The organism is Oryzophilus luti, from assembly GCF_059726245.1.
The window spans coordinates 3482501-3498865 of the sequence record NZ_AP040874.1; the positions used below are offsets into that span (position 1 = coordinate 3482501).

A 16365-nucleotide genomic window follows, 5' to 3' on the forward strand; every position below is an offset into this window, starting at 1 on the left:
CGTCGTCGAGAGGAAAACAGTCCAGATCGCCTGCTAAGGTCCCAAAGTTCCAGCTAAGTGGGAAAGGATGTCGGAACGCCCAGACAGCCAGGAGGTTGGCTTAGAAGCAGCCATCCTTTAAAGAAAGCGTAATAGCTCACTGGTCAAGCGGTCCGGTGCCGATAATTCAACGGGGCTCAAGCTGGACACCGAAGCAGCGAATGCGCGCAAGCGCGTGGTAGGAGAGCATTCTCAGCGGGTTGAAGCGAGACTGTAAGGACTCGTGGACTGCTGTGGAAGAGACCCTGCCGGCATAAGTAGCGATAACGGAGGTGAGAACCCTCCGCGCCGAAAGTCTAAGGTTTCCTGAGGAAGGTTAATCCGCTCAGGGTTAGTCGGTCCCTAAGGCGAGGCCGAAAGGCGTAGCTGATGGACATCCGGTTAATATTCCGGAACTTCCATGATTTCGTTATTACGATGGGGGGACGCAGAAGGATAATCGCCGCCACCTATGGCTATGTGGTGCGATGCGTGTAAGTCTGATCTGGTAGGGAAATCCGCCAGGTCAAGGATGAGACGCAAAGGAGTACCCCGTATGGGGGAAACGCGATGAGTTCACGCTGCCGAGAAAAACCTCTAAGGAGAAATTGTGGGAACCGTACCCCAAACCGACACAGGTAGACGAGGAGAATATCCAAAGGCGCTCGAGAGAACACTCGTTCAGGAACTCGGCAAATTAACCCCGTAACTTCGGGAGAAGGGGTGCCTCGGTAGGGTTTATAGCCCGAGGAGGCCGCAGCGAATCGCACACGGCGACTGTTTAACAAAAACACAGGTCTCTGCTAAGTCGAAAACGACGTATAGGGGCTGACGCCTGCCCGGTGCCGGAAGGTTAAAAGGAGAAGTCAGCGCAAGCGAAGCTTTGAATTGAAGCCCCGGTGAACGGCGGCCGTAACTATAACGGTCCTAAGGTAGCGAAATTCCTTGTCGGGTAAGTTCCGACCTGCACGAATGGCGTAACGATCGTGTGACTGTCTTAACGAGTGACTCGGCGAACTTGTAGTACCGGTGAAGATGCCGGTTTCCCGCATCTAGACGGAAAGACCCCGTGCACCTTTACTATACCTTCACTATGAATTATGGCATTGACTGCGCAGGATAGGTGGGAGGCTTTGAAGTCAGGCTCTCGGGCTTGGCGGAGCCAACGGTGAGATACCACCCTGTGAATGCTGTGATTCTAACCTCTTCCCGTAAACCGGGAAAGGGACATAGTGAGGCGGGTAGTTTGACTGGGGCGGTCGCCTCCTAAATTGTAACGGAGGCGCACGAAGCTACGCTCAGGCTGTTTGGAAATCAGCCGTCGAGTGCAATGGCATAAGCGTGGTTTACTGCGAGACTTACAAGTCGAGCAGTTGCGAAAGCAGGTCATAGTGATCCGGTGGTTCTGTATGGAAGGGCCATCGCTTAACGGATAAAAGGTACGCCGGGGATAACAGGCTGATCACTGCCAAGAGTTCATATCGACGCAGTGGTTTGGCACCTCGATGTCGGTTCATCGCATCCTGGAGCTGTAGAAGGTTCCAAGGGTTAGGCTGTTCGCCTATTAAAGCGGTACGTGAACTGGGTTCAGAACGTCGCGAGACAGTTCGGTCCCTATCTGGTGTGGGCGTAGGAGATTTGAGAGGGCCTGTCCTTAGTACGAGAGGACCGGGATGGACGAACCTCTTGTGTTCCAGCTGTCGTGCCAACGGCATGGCTGGGTAGCGAAGTTCGGTTGTGATAACCGCTGAATGCATATAAGCGGGAAGCACTCCTCAAGATGAGATCTCCCAATCCAAAAGGATGAAGAAGGGCACAGGAAGACCACCTGTTTGATAGGCTGGATGTGCAGGCGCGGTGACGCGTATAGCTTACCAGTACTAATCGCCCGTTCGGCTTGACCATAAAATTTACACGGCGCATGCCTTGCCCCAAAAAGTCCGAGAAACTGCGGACGGCGCAAGGCGGGAGTGAAATTGCTCCCAATCCATGCAACACTCAATGCTGTTCAGTCGTGAAACATCGCCAGCAGGCGATCACGATCTTTCAAGTTTGCGTCACGGAAACGACGCATCAAGTTTCCGGTGATCTTACCGCAGGGGAAATACCCGTTCCCATCCCGAACACGGAAGTCAAGCCCTGCAGGGCCGATTGTACTGCACGCGTTAAGTGTGTGGGAGAGTAGGTCGTCGCCGGATTAAATAAAGGCTCCATGCTAACCGCATGGAGCCTTTTCCGTTTTGCGCAGAAAGTTGAATTCCCAAAGGACGCAAGAGAGTGAGGCTTACCAGCCGGTGGCAAAGAGCTTCCGCGCGCCGCGAATGCCGCACTTCTGATACTTGTCATAGGTGATGGCGGCACGCTCCCGTATCTGTTCCCCGCTCTCGCCGACCATCCAGCCATCCAAAGCCGCCTTCAAGGTATAAGCCTCGGGGGCCATCAACCCCGTAGTCCAGAGCAGAGGATTGGCCGCGGCTGAACGAAGTGGATTCCGAAAGAAGGGCTTGCTGGCGCAGGCGAGAATGATGGCGTCGCGGCGGGCATGATTGTGTGGGTACGGATAGTGTTTCAACTGGAAATCCATTAGCCCATCATGGCCGACGTAAGCCACGAGCTGTGCCCCGCCACCGGCCTGAATCACGCCTTCGGGAACAACGAGTTGCTGCGCTTGCACTCCGGCGGCAGCATCAAGAAAGTCGGAAATCGTCTGCTGAATTCGTTCGCCGCGGTAAGCGTCGGCAACCAGGAAGACTGCGGCCGAACGGTGGCGGAAGATACAGCGCTCAAGGACCTCAAACTTATACCCCGCTGTACAGTTGATCAGCCGCCAGTCCGCATTGCGGGCGAAGAAAGTCTTCACTCCATTTGCGGCGCCCCAATAGAGATTGTGTTCCGCATCGTCGCCATTCCCAATCCGCGAGGGAACGGGGACGATGCCCTGGTGGAGGTTATCGGCCAACGCGACGAAGACATGGATGACCCTCGGAGCGGGCTTGTCTGTTGATTGCCCGAACGCGAAGGGGCAGGCAAGTACCAGACTGAACGCAAGCAGTAGAACTCCACGCAGGCTGAGTTGAAGCACGATTGCTCCCCCAAGTATGAAGAAAAGGCATGGTGCGCCTGCGTTTACTGAAAGTGCAAATGAAATTCACGGGAGGTAGCTCCGTTGCTGCGTTCCGGCGGGACCAGGTATATGCTGTTGCGAGGTGACCGGTATGAACGAGCAGAACGAGATTCGGAGTTTGGAACAAACGCAGAATCACGACACAGTGCCGGCAAAGCGGAAGGGCGTGCACTGGGCGTTTCCGGTGGGCATCGCGTTGGCGGGCCTTGGTTCGGTGGCGGCAGTGCTGCTGCGCGGATGCTGGCACCGCAACATGAGCTGGCCGGTACGCTTTGAGCACACTGGTTACAGCTACCAGGTGTGCACCGATTGCGGCATCAAGCGGCTGTTCGACGAAAAGCACTTTAAACCCTATGGACCCTACGGCGCGGAGGTTCGCGAGCTGATCCAGGAAGTGGAGCGGCGCCGCGCGGAGCGTATGGAAAAGGCGCGGGTGCGCAACGGGAATGCCCCGGAAAGCGGAGAAACGCTCTAGGAGATCAGGAAAGAACCGGTGCCCCGGTGAGGCAGACGCCTTGCCGGGGCATTGCTGTCTCCGCAAAAGACAGGGAATCAAAAGAGTAAACGTCATGCACCATCTGTGGTGCAGCGCGTCACCGCCCTGTGCTGGGAGCGCACCCCCGGATGTGATGGCGGCGCTTGACTAAGGAATATTTGGGCGTAATGTGGCCTGTTCCGCGAAGGGACCGGATGCCACCCCTCGGCGTCCCGCGACCGGAGCAGGGAGCGGGAGACTCAGGCGAAGCGGCTGCGACAGGCAGTGCGTGGGCTGGTTCGCGGGAGCACCCGGCGCGGCTCCGGCCAATGAGGAGAGGCCTATGCGCCCATCATACGTTTTCAAAGTCAGCTTGTTCCTCCTGATGCTCGCAACTCTGACGGCCGCGCTCGCCGCACAGACGGTGAAACGTACAGCCGTGAAGTACACGTCTCCGGCGAATGGAGCGGAGATGTACCGCGCCTATTGCGCCAGCTGCCACGGGTTGACCGGACAGGGAGATGGCCCGGCGGCAGTGGCAATGAAGAACGCCACCCCGGACCTGACCAAGCTGGCCGTAGAAGGAAAATTTCCACGCGCCCACGTGCAAGCCGTTCTCGAAGGCCGTGGTCCGGCGGCACACGGCAACCAAGACATGCCGGTCTGGGGACCTGTGTTCCTCAAACTCGACGGGCACTCCACGGCACGGCGGGCGCAGCGCATCCACAACCTGACGGAATACCTGGCGAAGATGCAGGAGAAGTAACCGGGGAAGCGCATTTCGGCGAGCGCGCCGCATGCCCGAAGAGTCCGGATGCGGACGAACGCGAATCAGGCTAGGATACAGGCATGGGACGACTGCTACTTCGATGGCTGATCAGCGCGCTGCTGTTGCTGGTGGTGGCGCACGTGGTGCCCGGCTTTGTGGTGACGGGCCTGAAGGCGGCATTGATTGCGGCACTGGTGATCGGGCTGGTGAACAGCACACTGGGACTGCTGCTGAAAGTGCTGACCTTCCCGCTGACGATCCTGAGCTTCGGCATTTTCCTGCTGATCATCAACGCGGCGATGCTGATGCTGGCATCGCACTTTGTGCACGGCTTCCGCGTCACGGGCTTTCTACCGGCTTTCTGGGGCGCGCTCGTGCTGAGCCTGCTGCAGATGGTTGTGAAGTGGCTGACTCCGAAAGAAAACTGACGGAAGACACTCCAAAGGAACAACGCCCGGCGCTGCCCATGCACGCCGGGCTTTTTATTTGGCGGCAAAGTTTGCTCTCGACAGAAAACGGACAGCGTGCGGTGCGCGAGGCTGGCAAGCTACCGGGAGAGCGAGCGCAGACGCGAGACGGTCTCGGCCACGTCACCCATCTGAAACATGCGGATGCTGGCAATTCCAGTAGCACCTGCCGCAATGCACTCCGCTGCATTGGAGAAATTGACGCCTCCGAGGGCGAGCACCGGAATCGAAGAGTGGAGCGCGCCAGCCTGCTCATCACGAGAAGCCTCAGCGATGGGCGCAATGCCGATGCCTGGTAGCTCCGAACCATCGTCAAGTCGCTTGCCGAAAATCGGAGCAAGGAGCGCAAGGTCGGCACCGGCGGTGGCAGCCGCGCGCACTTCCTCCGCGTTGTGGCACGAAACGGAAACCAACAGCTTGCGCGGGCGCGAGGAAGCCGCGGAGATGAAGCGCACGGTTTCGGGCGAAACGTCGCTGGAGGTGAGATGAACGCCGTCGGCACCAGAGGCCAGCGCGACGTCAAGACGCGAGTTGATGAGGAGGCGCGTGCGGCTGCCTTCGTTGCGAATGACGTGCTGCAACTCGCGGGCGAGGCGCAGCAGGCGACCGGCGCCAAGATCCTTCTCGCGAAGCTGAATATAGTCAACCCCCGCGGCGGCGGCGTGCGCAACGCAGGCGAGCAGGGCAGGCATGCGCTCGGACTCCGTGCGCCCAAGCTGCCGGCGATCGGTGATGTAGTAAAGAATCACGACCCACAAGGATAACGCCGAAGTCAAAAGCAAGGTACATGCGACAATTTGTGCGGATGTCAGAGGGCGAGGGCGATGAGCATCAAAACGATTTCGACGCGTGAGGTCTACCGCAACCACTGGCTGCGGGTGCGCGAAGACCAGATTGAGCGCGACGGCCGACCGGGCATCTACGGTGTGGTGGACAAGGACCCATGCGCGATCATCATCCCCATCGACGGCGATGATGTGTACCTGGTGGAGCAATTCCGTTACACGGTGCAGCAGCGTTCCATGGAGCTTCCGCAGGGAGGCTGGGAAGACCCTGGCGTGAACCCGGAAGAGATGGCGCGCGGCGAACTGATGGAAGAAACCGGGCTGCGAGCGGAGAAGATGGAATACCTCGGGTGGATGTGGATTGCCTATGGCTTTGCCCGCCAGAAGCAATACGTGTATCTGGCGACGGGGCTGTCGCAGGGCGAGCGAAGCCCCGACCCCGAAGAGCACGACCTGCAGGTACACAAGGTGAAGATTGCGGAGTTTGAAGAGAGGATGAAGGACGGCCGCATTGCCGACTGCTGCACGCTGGCGGCGTGGGGGCTGTACCGGATGAAGTCCGCGAAGTAGGGAACAGGGCTGCCCGATCCACTGGCGCGTGCGGTGCGAACGGCGGCGGAGAATCAAGTGATGGAGAGGCCGAAAAAGCAGATCCTTCGCGGCGCTCAGGATGACGCTTCAGCGAGAAGAAAGGCCACCGCGAACGGTGGCCTTTCTTCTTGGAGGAATCGCGCCCCAGGTTAGCCTCGCAAAGAACGCTCGGCGAACCCGGGGCACCCGGACTCGGTTAGTGTTGCGGGCCGGCCTGCACGTTGGCGGGGACGGTCCAACCGGGTTTGGTGCCGGCGGCAGCGTTCTGCTCGTCGAGCCACTTCTTCAGCGGTGCGAAGTACTCCATCATGGCTCCGGCATCCATCTTGTCTTCGCCGGTGAGGGTTTTCAACGCGACGGGCCAGGGCTGGCTGAGGCCGAGTTCGAGCATGGCGTTCAACTTGGCTCCGGCGGCCTTGTCATTGAAGAACGAGCACTGGTGGAGCGGTCCGGAGTAACCGGCTTCGCGGCACATTCCGCGATAGAACTGGAACTGCAGAATGGCGGCGAGGAAGTAGCGCGTGTAAGGCACGTTGCCGGCGACATGCATCTTGGCACCCGGATCGAAATCGTTTTCCGTGCGCGCGACCGGCGGGACGATGCCCTGATACTTGCCGCGGAGTTGCCACCATCCGGCGTTGTAGTCGGCGGGCTTGATCTCACCGCTGAAAACCTTCCAGCGCCACTGGTCAATGAGCAGGCCGAAGGGCAGGAAAGCGACCTTGTCCATGGCGCGGCGCAGGAGCAGCGCGGTGTCATCGGAGTCGGGCACGGTGGGCAGCAGGCCAACCTGCTTGAGATACTGCGGCGTGATGGAGAGGGCGATGGTGTCGCCGATGGCCTCGTGGAAGCCGTCGTTGGCGCCGCCCTTGAAGAGCTGCGGCTGGCCCTTATAGGCGCGCTGGTAGAAGTTGTGACCAAGCTCATGGTGGACGGTGACAAAGTCCTCGTCGTTGATCTTGATGCACATCTTCAGGCGCAGGTCGTCCTTATCGTCAAGGTCCCAGGCGCTGGCGTGGCAGACCACTTCGCGATCGCGCGGCTTGAGGAATTGCGAGCGCTCCCAGAAGGTCTTGGGCAGCGGCTCAAAGCCGAGCGACTTGAAGAAGTTTTCGCCGTAGCGGACCATGCCGAACTCGTCGATCTTCTTCTCCTTGAGCAACTCGGTCAGGTCGTAGCCGGTGCCCTTGCCTTCCTTGGGTGCCACGAGCGGATAAACGTTGCCCCACTCCTGCGCCCACGGGTTACCGAGCAGGTCGGCGCGGATGAGGCCGTTGCTATCGACCGCCGTGGGGCCGTACTGCTTCACCAACTGCGTGCGCACGTAGGCGTGCAGCGACTGGTAGAGCGGCTCCACCTGTTTCCACAGGCGCTCCAACTCGGCGGAGAACTCGTCAGGTGGCATGTCATAGCCCGCGCGCCAGAAGGCGCCCATGTCCTTGTATCCGAGCTCGCGCGCGCCCTTGTTCTGCAGGGCGATGAACTTTTCATAGCGCTGGCGCATGGGCGCGCCCACGGCGCTCCAGCCCGTCCAGACTTCCTTCATCTCTTCGGGGTCGCGGCTCTCGGCCAGAACCTTTTCGATCTCGCCGATGGGCAGGCACTTGCCCGCGAACTTGCCGGTGGTGGGGCAATACTTGCCCTTGCCGTAGTCGCTGAGCAGCGAGGTGGCGAGCTTGGCGTTCTCAGCGCGGTCCTTGGGATCGCTGAGCGAGAAGAGGCCGAGCTTGAGCAGAAGGAACTTGCGGGCGAGCACGGGAGGCAGCTTGAGGCCGTCATACCGCTTCACCTTTTCGGCAAGCTCGGTCTGGTAGCCGGTGAAACGCTCGTTGTAGTCGGCGTTGATGGCGTCGGTGTCTTCGGTGATGTAGGTTTCGTTGACCCAGTTGGACTGGTTGAGCTTCACGGACCAGTCGGCAAGTTCCTGCTCGGTCTGGTTGATGAACTTCTCAGCTTCGGCGACGGTGGGCTTGGATTTGGTTTGCGCGGTACTGGCTGGAACCATAAGCACTCCAAAGCAAAAGATGAGGGGGAGTACGTGTGAGATTTTCATGCATCCTCCGGACGGGGCGATTGTAAATGAGTTTTGAGCTTCGGGTTTCAAGTTTCGAGAACTGGGCGCGGAATAGCGCACGGTACATCGGGAAGATGCGTTGCGACCTTATAGAAGCTCTAATGAACATATTCCATGCGTGAAGAAGAAGGCATGGGGCGCGAAGAGGCAGTCTCTACTTTCGCAGAAGATAGATGATCGCCAATAGACCGACCAAGAGAATAGGCCAGAAAAAACTGATGATTCCCGCAACGATGGCGCTAGGTAGCCAACCGAGGCCAACACCAAAAAGAAACCCATAGGTGGCGATGCAATAGATCCAGCAACCGACAAAAACAATTGCGAAACAGATCCAATATCCCATCTCATAGATGCTTCCCCAATCATCCATTCGGTCGTTGGCCTCGTTTCTTCCTTGGTCGCAACTTTAGATTCTACCTTCTGATTTGTTCTGTTCAGCCAAATCTCCGTCATGCTTCGAAATGGGAGGCACGGCTTCTTCCCCCAGCTTTGCTCCGCGAATCCTTCGACAAACTCAGAACAGGCTCTGGGGCACCCTTGGTCATGTTTCATGCAAGAGAAAGGGCGCGCAGGGAAGGCCCCACGCGCCCTGATACAAGCCTGCGGATTGCGTGAACAAACTAGATCAGCGCCATCTTCTTGCCGACCTTCTTGAGCACGTCGAGCGCCTGCGACAGGTGTTCCTCGGTGTGGGCGGCCGTGACGATGGTGCGCACGCGGGCCTTGCCCTCGGGAACCGTGGGGAAGGCGATGCCGGTGGCGAAGACGCCCTGCTCAAACAGTTCGCGCGAGAAATCCATGGTGGCCTTGCCGTCGCCGATGATGATAGGCGTGATGGGGGTTTCGCTGGCGGGCGTGTTGACGCCGCCGATGTTGAAGCCGAGCAGACCGAGCTCCTTCTTGAAGAAACGCGTGTTCGACCACAGCTTCTCGATGCGCTCGGGCTCCTGCTCCAGCACGTCAAAGGCGGCGATGCAGGTGGCCGCGACTGACGGCGGATGCGAGGTGGAGAACAGGAACGGGCGGGCACGGTGGTAGAGGTAGTCGATGAGGTCCTTGGAGCCGCAGACGTAGCCGCCGAGCGCGCCGATGGCCTTGGAGAGCGTGCCCACCTGAATATCGACGCGACCGTGCATGCCGAAGTGATCGACCGAGCCGCGGCCGTTGCGTCCGAGGACGCCGGAGGCGTGCGCGTCGTCGACCATCATGATGGCGCCGTATTTTTCGGCCAGATCGCACAGGCCGGGCAGCGGACCAATGTCGCCATCCATGCTGAAGACGCCGTCGGTGATGAGCAGCTTGCGGCCGGGCTTGTCCTTGACACTGGCGAGCTGCTCCTCGGCGTGCGCGAGGTCCTTGTGGCGGAAGACAAGAATCTTGGCGCGCGAAAGCTTGCAGCCGTCGATGATGCTGGCGTGGTTCAGCTCGTCGGAGATGATGAAGTCTTCCTTGCCGAGAATGGCCGAGACCGTGCCGGAGTTGGCGGTGAAGCCGGACTGGAAGACGACGCAGGCTTCCACGTTCTTGAAGCGCGCGATCTTCTCTTCAAGCTCCATGTGGATCTTCATGGTGCCGGCGATGGTGCGCACGGCGCCGGAGCCGACGCCGTACTTGCGCGTGGCTTCCAGTGCGGCTTCACGAAGCTTGGGGTGCGCCGTCAGGCCGAGGTAGTTGTTGCTGGCCAGGTTGATGACCTTGTGGCCGTCATAGGTGCAGACGGCGTCCTGCACGTCCTCGAGAATGCGCAGGCGGAAGTGCGTGCCCTTCTGCTTCAGAGCGTTGATTTCGTCAGTGAGATAAGCGAGCGGATTGGTGCGTGTCTGCGTGGACATGGGCAGCTCCGGCCGAAGATCGGCGACAAGTTATGGTAGTCCATTCGCGGCGGAGAACGAAACGGGTTATCAATCGGAGTCGGCGCGTTGCCGCGCGCGCAGGCGCTCGCGTAGGCTGGAAGCAATGTCTGTTCTGCAGGGTACGGCCACAAAGTTACGGAGCTTCTTCACGGCTGAGAGCGCAGGCGCCAGCAGGCGCGTGGACGGCATTGACGTGCTGCGCGGGCTCTCCATCATCCTCGTCGTCATCCACCACATCAACCTGCGCGTGCCGCTGAAAAAGACCGTGCTGGCGCAGTGGCTGCCGCCGTTTCTGGTGAGCGACCTTGGTTGGAACGGCTACAACGGCGTCATCGTCTTCTTCGCCATCTCGGGCTTCCTGATCACCACCACCTGCCTTCGACGCTGGGGCGCGCTGGAGAAGATCGACGTGGCGGGCTTCTACCGGCTGCGCTTTGCGCGCATTGCGCCGTGCCTGCTGGCACTGCTGCTGGCGTTGAGTGTGCTGCATTGGGCGCAGGTGCCGGAGTACGTCATACACGCCAAGCAGGGAACATTGGGCCGCGCGGTGGTGGCGGCGTTGACCTTCCACTTGAACTGGCTGGAAGCGCAGCGCGGATACCTGCCCGCGAACTGGGACGTGTTGTGGTCGCTCTCGATTGAAGAGACGTTTTACATCGGCCTGCCGCTGGTGTGTCTGCTGGCGCGGCGGCGCATGGCGATTCTCGCGGTGCTTGCGGCGTTCGTGCTCGCGGGGCCGTATGCGCGCGTGCTGTGGACCTCCAACGAATACTGGGCGGACAACGGGTACCTCTCCTGCATGGACGCCATCGCCATCGGCTGCATGACCGCCCTGGCCGTGCGTGAAACCGAGTGGAAGCGCGCTGGATGGATTGCGGTGAAGCTGGCTGGCGCGGCGCTGATGATCTTCCTGATGGTCTACAAACCGCAGGTGCGAGCGCTGGGAATCTATCGCGTGGGGCTGGACGTTTCGCTGCTGGCGCTGGGGACGGCGCTGATGTGCGCCGCAGCCGTGCAACTCGGCGGACGAGGCTGGCGCGTGCTGGCCCCGGTGCGCTGGTTCGGGCGCAACAGCTATGAGATTTATCTGACGCACATGATGATCGTTTTTGCCGGGCTGCGGATGATGCAAGTGTGGGACACGCGAAAGATGTGGGCGCTGGCCTGGTATGCGGGGATCGTTGTGCTGGCGGGCGTTCTCGGCGCGGCGATTGCGCGCGGGTACTCGGAGCCACTGAACCGCTGGCTGCGCGCGGCAGGCCCGGCGCGCTCGTAAGAGACGAACTTGCTAGAACCGAAAGACCGTGGAGGCGGGGCGCGAAGTGGAATAGAAACCCTGAACCGCATGGGGAGCGGTGTGCCGCTGGGGTCCTTCGCTGCGCTCAGGATGACAAGGGAAATGAAAGGCTCTCTCGCGAGAGCCTGTGGCGTGTGAATTTGTGCGCGCCTACGCGGACGTGACGGCGTGCTCCGTGCCGCGCAGCCTGCGCCACCAGCGGGCTGCGGTGTTGCGCAGGAAGAATGGCAGAGCCGTGGTGAGCAGCGCGCGCTTGAAGGCCTTGTACTCCATGCGCCCGGAGGCGTATTCGGCGAAGAGACGCGCGGCGGCCGGGTTGCGTTGGGCCTCGGCAACGATCCAGTTGACGCGCGCGGGCGAGGTGAACAGGCGCTCGCCGACATCGACGGACTTGCGCAGGTCCGCGCCAATACCCTGCGCAACGCGTTCATCGTAGATGTGCAGCATATCTGCCGTGAAGCAGTTTTCGCGCATGGCCTCAATCGCCACCTGCGCGGCCAGCTCTCCGCTGGACATGGCGTAGAAGATGCCCTCGGCGCTGAAGCCGTTGACGAAGCCGCCGGCATCGCCCGCCAGCAGCGTGCGCTCGCGCGTGAGGTTCGTGATCGGTCCGGCCATCGGGATGGGATACGAACGCAGCTCGGCCTCATGCGATGCGCCCTGGATGATGCCCCTTTCATTCAACCATGAAACAAGCTCAGCGTGCTGCTGGTGCGGGTGTGGTCGCGCGTGCTTCCGGTTGTCACTGGCAAGGTAGCCAATGCCGAGGTTGACGAAGTCCTGCTTGGGGAAGACGTAGGCATAGCCGTATCCGCCGCCGAGGCAGTAGTAGATGTGTATGGTGCCGGGCTCGCAGCGGAAGGCCGAGGTCTCCTCGGTGGTGTCGATGGCGATCTGGTCCTGGCGCCATGGCTGGCGCAGGCCGCTGCGCAGGGCCACCACACTGTTGACGCCGTCGCAGCCAAGCAGCAGGCGCGCGGAGATGCGTTCGCCCGTACTGGTGATGACGGTAACGCTGTCGCTGCCGTATTCAAGGTCGCGCACGTCGCACTGCTCGCGCACCTGGGCGCCGCACTGGCGCGCATGGTTCAGCAGCGCGGCATCGTACTCAATGCGGCGCACCATGCCGTAATAGGGCTTGTCGTCGTGGATCTCAACCTGCTCGCCGTTGGGCGCGTTGAAGACGATGCGGTTGCAGTAGCTGATGGTAACGGCGTCAAAGACCGGCTTGAGGTACGGAAAGCGCGTGAAGACGCGCGTGGACAGGCCTCCGGCGCAGGGCTTGACGCGCGGAAACTGCGCGCGGTCGAGCAGCAGCGTGCGTACTCCGGCGCGCGCCAGATTGATGGCCGCCACGCTGCCCGAGGGGCCTCCGCCAACAATGAGAACGTCTGTATGCATCGCATCAATTCTAAAGCAGAGGATGGGGCAAAGGGGCTAGGGATTAGACGTGCGCGACGCCTTGTACGCGGGCCCACTTCTGCCAACAGCGGGCAGCAGTGGGGCACGGAAGGAACGTTTGCCGCATCCCAGGTTAGCCTCACCAACTGCGGGCTCGGCGAACCTGGGGCACCCAGATGGGAAATTGGATGTTGGCCAAACAGAAAGCGCCGCTGAGGGGCGGCGCTTCGGAGTAGAGCGAAATGCAGGAACGATGCGCGCGACGCGCATCGCGCGGCGATTACTTCACGCCGCCCGGGTAGAGCAGGATTTTGCTGGCCTTGCCGGAGTTCAGCATCTCCATGCCCTTGGAGAAGTCGCGCATGTCGAGCCGGGTGGTGATGACCGGATGCAGGTCGAGCTTGCCGGCCTTGAGCAAGGCGGTCATCTGGAACCAGGTGTCATACATGCGGCGTCCGTTGATGCCGTTGACCGTGGCGCCCTTAAAGATGATGTCGTTGGCGAGGTCGAGTTCGACGGGGCGCGACGGGATGCCGAGCAGCGAGATGCGTCCGCCGCGGCGGAGAACGTCGAAGCCGAGCTTGATGGCGTCCTTGTGTCCGGCCATTTCGAGCACCACGTCGACGCCGGTGCCGCCGGTGGCTTCGGAGACGATCTTGCGCACGTCGTCATGCGTCGGATCGAGCGCGAAGTCGGCTTTCATCTGCTTGGCGATGTTGCGGCGGAATTCGTTGACCTCGAGGGCGAAGACCTGGGTGGCGCCGCAGGCCTTGGCGACGGCGATGGCGAACAGGCCGATGGGGCCGCAGCCGGTGATGGCGACGGTCTTGGCCGCGAGGTCTCCGGCGAGCGCGGTGTGCACGGCGTTGCCGAGCGGATCGAGCAACGAAGCGTATTCCTGCGGGATCGAGGCGTCGAGCTTCCAGATGTTGGACTCGGGGACGACGACGTACTCGGCAAAGCAGCCGTTGTCATCCACGCCGATGATCTTTACATGCTGGCAGATGTGCGCCTGGCCGGTGCGGCACTGCAGGCACTTGCCGCAGGCCACGTGCATTTCGGCGGAAACGAAATCGCCTTCCTTCACCGCGGTGACTTCATCGCCGATGGCGGCGACTTCACCGCAGAACTCATGACCGGGAATGAGCGGGGGCTTGATGCGTCCCTGCGCCCACGGATCCCAGTTGTAGATATGCAGGTCGGTGCCGCAGACGCTGGCGACTTTGACCTTGATGAGGACGTCCTGACGTCCGAAGGAAGGAAGGTTGACTTCGCGAATCTCCGCGCCGGCGCGGGCTTCAGGCTTTACCACAGCAAGCATTGTCTTGGACATGATGAGAACTTCTCCAACCACGGCTGCGCACGCTGCGTGACAGCACCTGCGGCAACGATGGCGAAACATTGCATTCTAGCACTCCAGAAAACGCGGACGCTGTGAGCGATGGGCTGGGGTGTGTGAGCGGAGTCTGCGAAAAGCAGTAAGAAAGCATGCAGAAAATTATTGACAACGGAATCAACTCACCACAAAATCTTGGACTAGCAATAGTTCACACGCTAAATGCTGTGTGCTGTTGCACGGCCCCAAGGGCACCTTCAAGGGAGAAGGTTCCAACCCGGCGGCAACGCCGGACAGGCTAAGCAGCAAAGGCTAGAAGCGCTTGTATCTTGCCTTGCGAGGCTAGACCCTCGCGATTTCATTGGGTTTTCCATAAGTCTCCGCGTGGCTCGCGGAGACTTTCTTACATACGGCGGAAACCATCGCACGCAGCATCCGCGGGCGGGCACTCGCTTCTGAGGCCGGTCTCAAGGTAGACTCAGCAACGCGGGGATTGCACACCATGGCCACGGCAAAGAAGAAACGCAGCCAGCAAAGCGACGACGTCGTCATACCGGAGAAGCTGTACTTCCGGATTGGCGAAGTGGCGGAGCTGGCGCAACTGGAGCCGTACGTGTTGCGCTTCTGGGAGACCGAGTTCCCGCAACTGAAGCCAACCAAGAGCAGCACGGGGCAGCGCATGTACCGCCGCCGCGACGTGGAGAACGTGCTGGTCATCAAGCGGCTGCTGCATGAGGAAGGTTTCACCATCGCAGGCGCTCGCGAAAAGCTGAAGGCCGACGCCAAGGCCGCGAAAGAAACGCCTTCGCTTCCATTCCTCACCCCGGCAGGAAACCGCGACGGCCTGCGGCGCGTCCGCGCCGGGCTGGCAGAAATCCTGAATATCCTGAATACATCGCACTCGCGATGAGAAGATAAAAGCACAAGCTGAAAAGCAAGATCCAAATTTCTACGTTCTTTAGGGAATAGAACGGGAGAACCTGATGTCGAAGTACACGTCGACGGAGGCATCCGTCTACATGGATGCGCTACGTGGGGTGGCCGCGTTTCTGGTGTTCCTGAGCCACTGGCGCAATCTCTTCTTCGAGGACTTCTCGAAGTCGAACCTGCAGGGCATCATGTGGAAGGCCGTGTATGCAATCACCGGGCTGGGACACCAGGCGGTGGTGGTGTTCTTCGTGCTGAGCGGCTACCTGGTTGGTTCCAGCGTCATGCGCATGATGGAGCAAGGCCGTTGGTCATGGAAAGAGTATCTGCTGCAGCGGTTAACCCGCCTTTGGACGGTTCTTCTGCCCGCGTTGCTTCTGGGCGGAGCACTCGATTGGGCGGGCTTGCACTGGTTCTCGCTGGCTGCGGTGTACCACGGGCAGGGCGGGCAGAACATTGTCAGTGTTCCGGTCATTGAAAATCTGACGTGGACGACGTTTGCCGGCAACGTCACATTTGTGCAGAGCATCCTGGTTCCCTGCTTTGGGTCGAACGGGCCATTGTGGAGTCTGGCTTACGAGTTTCCCTATTACATTCTGTTTCCATGCTTCTACATTGCGCTGGGCAGGCGGACGCCGGTACAGAAGCGGGTGTTGTATCTCATCGTCGCGCTCGCCGTTCTCACCCTGCTGCACTGGAAGATTGCCTGCGGCTTCCTGATCTGGCTGGCGGGAGCGGCACTCTGGCGCATGCCTTCGCTGGACTTATCGCGGCGTGCGCTGGCATGGTTGCAGGTGGCGCTGGTGCTGCTGACGCTGGGAGTGGCGGTAGCGTGTCGCGCGCTCAAGACCGGGGAACTGGCGGACCTCATTCTGGGAATCACCTGTACAGTTCTGCTGTATTTCCTGCTGCAATCCCGGAGCGAGAGCAAAACCGGTTGGCTGGCGAGAGTGGCACAGCACGTAGCCCAGCGGTCGTACACGTTGTATCTGGTGCATCTTCCGATGCTCGTATTCCTCTCGGCCTGGCTGGTGCAAGGTGCGCGGTGGCAGGTCGGCGGAAGGTCCGTCTGCATAGGAGTTGTTGTACTGGCGGTCGGCTATCTCTACTGCGAACTGGCTTACTTCCTCTTTGAGTCCAGGACGGATGCGGTGCGGAAATTCATTCGCAAGCAAATGGTGGCTCTGCAATTGTTGGATGCCAGAGCATAGGTGTGCCCTTCGGGGTGAACGCTCAGCGAAGAAATTC

General features: G+C 60.4%; 14 protein-coding genes and 2 rRNA genes (1 of these 16 running past the window's edge). 9 read left to right on the plus strand and 7 right to left on the minus strand.

All coding sequences use genetic code 11. The features are described from left to right. Positions 1-1923 (plus strand): 23S ribosomal RNA (locus tag AC6IZO_RS14855) (it extends 1023 nt beyond the left edge of the window). Positions 1924-2098: 175 nt separating this feature from the next. Beyond that, positions 2099-2216: ribosomal RNA gene (gene rrf, locus AC6IZO_RS14860) — 5S ribosomal RNA — on the plus strand. 86 nt (positions 2217-2302) lie between these two features. Here the strand turns inward: rrf and AC6IZO_RS14865 are convergent. After that, positions 2303-3100, minus strand: a complete 798-nt coding sequence (locus AC6IZO_RS14865; protein ID WP_497805997.1) for a hypothetical protein — start codon at positions 3098-3100, stop codon at positions 2303-2305. 133 nt (positions 3101-3233) lie between these two features. Between AC6IZO_RS14865 and AC6IZO_RS14870 the strand changes: the two genes are divergently transcribed. The 3 genes from AC6IZO_RS14870 to AC6IZO_RS14880 all read left to right on the plus strand — a co-directional run bounded on the left by AC6IZO_RS14870 (position 3234) and on the right by AC6IZO_RS14880 (position 4814). After that, positions 3234-3617, plus strand: coding sequence for a hypothetical protein (locus tag AC6IZO_RS14870; protein ID WP_497805999.1), 384 nt, complete (start codon positions 3234-3236; stop codon positions 3615-3617). A gap of 343 nt (positions 3618-3960) precedes the next feature. After that, positions 3961-4383, plus strand: a complete 423-nt coding sequence (locus AC6IZO_RS14875) for a c-type cytochrome (RefSeq protein WP_497806001.1) — start codon at positions 3961-3963, stop codon at positions 4381-4383. A gap of 83 nt (positions 4384-4466) precedes the next feature. Continuing rightward, positions 4467-4814 carry a phage holin family protein gene (locus tag AC6IZO_RS14880; protein WP_497806003.1) on the plus strand — a complete coding sequence of 116 codons (348 nt, stop codon included), beginning with the start codon at positions 4467-4469 and terminating at the stop codon, positions 4812-4814. 119 nt (positions 4815-4933) lie between these two features. On the opposite strand, the gene AC6IZO_RS14885 is transcribed toward AC6IZO_RS14880, so the two are convergent. After that, entirely contained in the window at positions 4934-5602 is a 669-nt protein-coding gene (locus AC6IZO_RS14885; RefSeq protein ID WP_497809972.1) for a thiamine phosphate synthase, read from the minus strand. A 75-nt stretch (positions 5603-5677) separates the two neighbouring features. Here AC6IZO_RS14885 and AC6IZO_RS14890 point away from each other — a divergent pair, with 75 nt between their 5' ends. Then, the gene (locus tag AC6IZO_RS14890; RefSeq protein ID WP_497806005.1) at positions 5678-6208 is read left to right on the plus strand and encodes an NUDIX domain-containing protein; all 531 of its coding nucleotides are present in this window, start codon (positions 5678-5680) and stop codon (positions 6206-6208) included. Positions 6209-6425: 217 nt separating this feature from the next. Here the strand turns inward: AC6IZO_RS14890 and AC6IZO_RS14895 are convergent, their stop codons facing one another. The 3 genes from AC6IZO_RS14895 to AC6IZO_RS14905 all read right to left on the minus strand — a co-directional run bounded on the left by AC6IZO_RS14895 (position 6426) and on the right by AC6IZO_RS14905 (position 10135). Beyond that, complete coding sequence (locus AC6IZO_RS14895; RefSeq protein WP_497806007.1) at positions 6426-8234, minus strand: M2 family metallopeptidase; 1809 nt, start codon at positions 8232-8234, stop codon at positions 6426-6428. A gap of 223 nt (positions 8235-8457) precedes the next feature. Continuing rightward, entirely contained in the window at positions 8458-8673 is a 216-nt protein-coding gene (locus tag AC6IZO_RS14900; RefSeq protein ID WP_497806009.1) for a hypothetical protein, read from the minus strand. 250 nt (positions 8674-8923) lie between these two features. Further along, positions 8924-10135 (minus strand): glycine C-acetyltransferase, encoded by a 1212-nt coding sequence (locus AC6IZO_RS14905; RefSeq protein WP_497806011.1) that lies wholly within the window; start codon positions 10133-10135, stop codon positions 8924-8926. A 124-nt stretch (positions 10136-10259) separates the two neighbouring features. Between AC6IZO_RS14905 and AC6IZO_RS14910 the strand changes: the two genes are divergently transcribed. Beyond that, positions 10260-11432, plus strand: coding sequence for an acyltransferase family protein (locus tag AC6IZO_RS14910; RefSeq protein WP_497806013.1), 1173 nt, complete (start codon positions 10260-10262; stop codon positions 11430-11432). A gap of 171 nt (positions 11433-11603) precedes the next feature. Here AC6IZO_RS14910 and AC6IZO_RS14915 read toward each other — a convergent pair whose 3' ends face one another. Together AC6IZO_RS14915 and tdh are read right to left on the minus strand one after the other, a co-directional pair. After that, the gene (locus AC6IZO_RS14915; protein WP_497806015.1) at positions 11604-12854 is read right to left on the minus strand and encodes an NAD(P)/FAD-dependent oxidoreductase; all 1251 of its coding nucleotides are present in this window, start codon (positions 12852-12854) and stop codon (positions 11604-11606) included. Positions 12855-13134: 280 nt separating this feature from the next. Continuing rightward, the gene (gene tdh / locus AC6IZO_RS14920; RefSeq protein WP_497806017.1) at positions 13135-14187 is read right to left on the minus strand and encodes an L-threonine 3-dehydrogenase; all 1053 of its coding nucleotides are present in this window, start codon (positions 14185-14187) and stop codon (positions 13135-13137) included. Positions 14188-14692: 505 nt separating this feature from the next. Here tdh and AC6IZO_RS14925 point away from each other — a divergent pair. Continuing rightward, entirely contained in the window at positions 14693-15100 is a 408-nt protein-coding gene (locus AC6IZO_RS14925; protein WP_497806019.1) for a MerR family transcriptional regulator, read from the plus strand. A gap of 73 nt (positions 15101-15173) precedes the next feature. Then, complete coding sequence (locus tag AC6IZO_RS14930; protein WP_497806021.1) at positions 15174-16328, plus strand: acyltransferase family protein; 1155 nt, start codon at positions 15174-15176, stop codon at positions 16326-16328. The last annotated feature ends 37 nt before the right edge of the window (positions 16329-16365 follow it).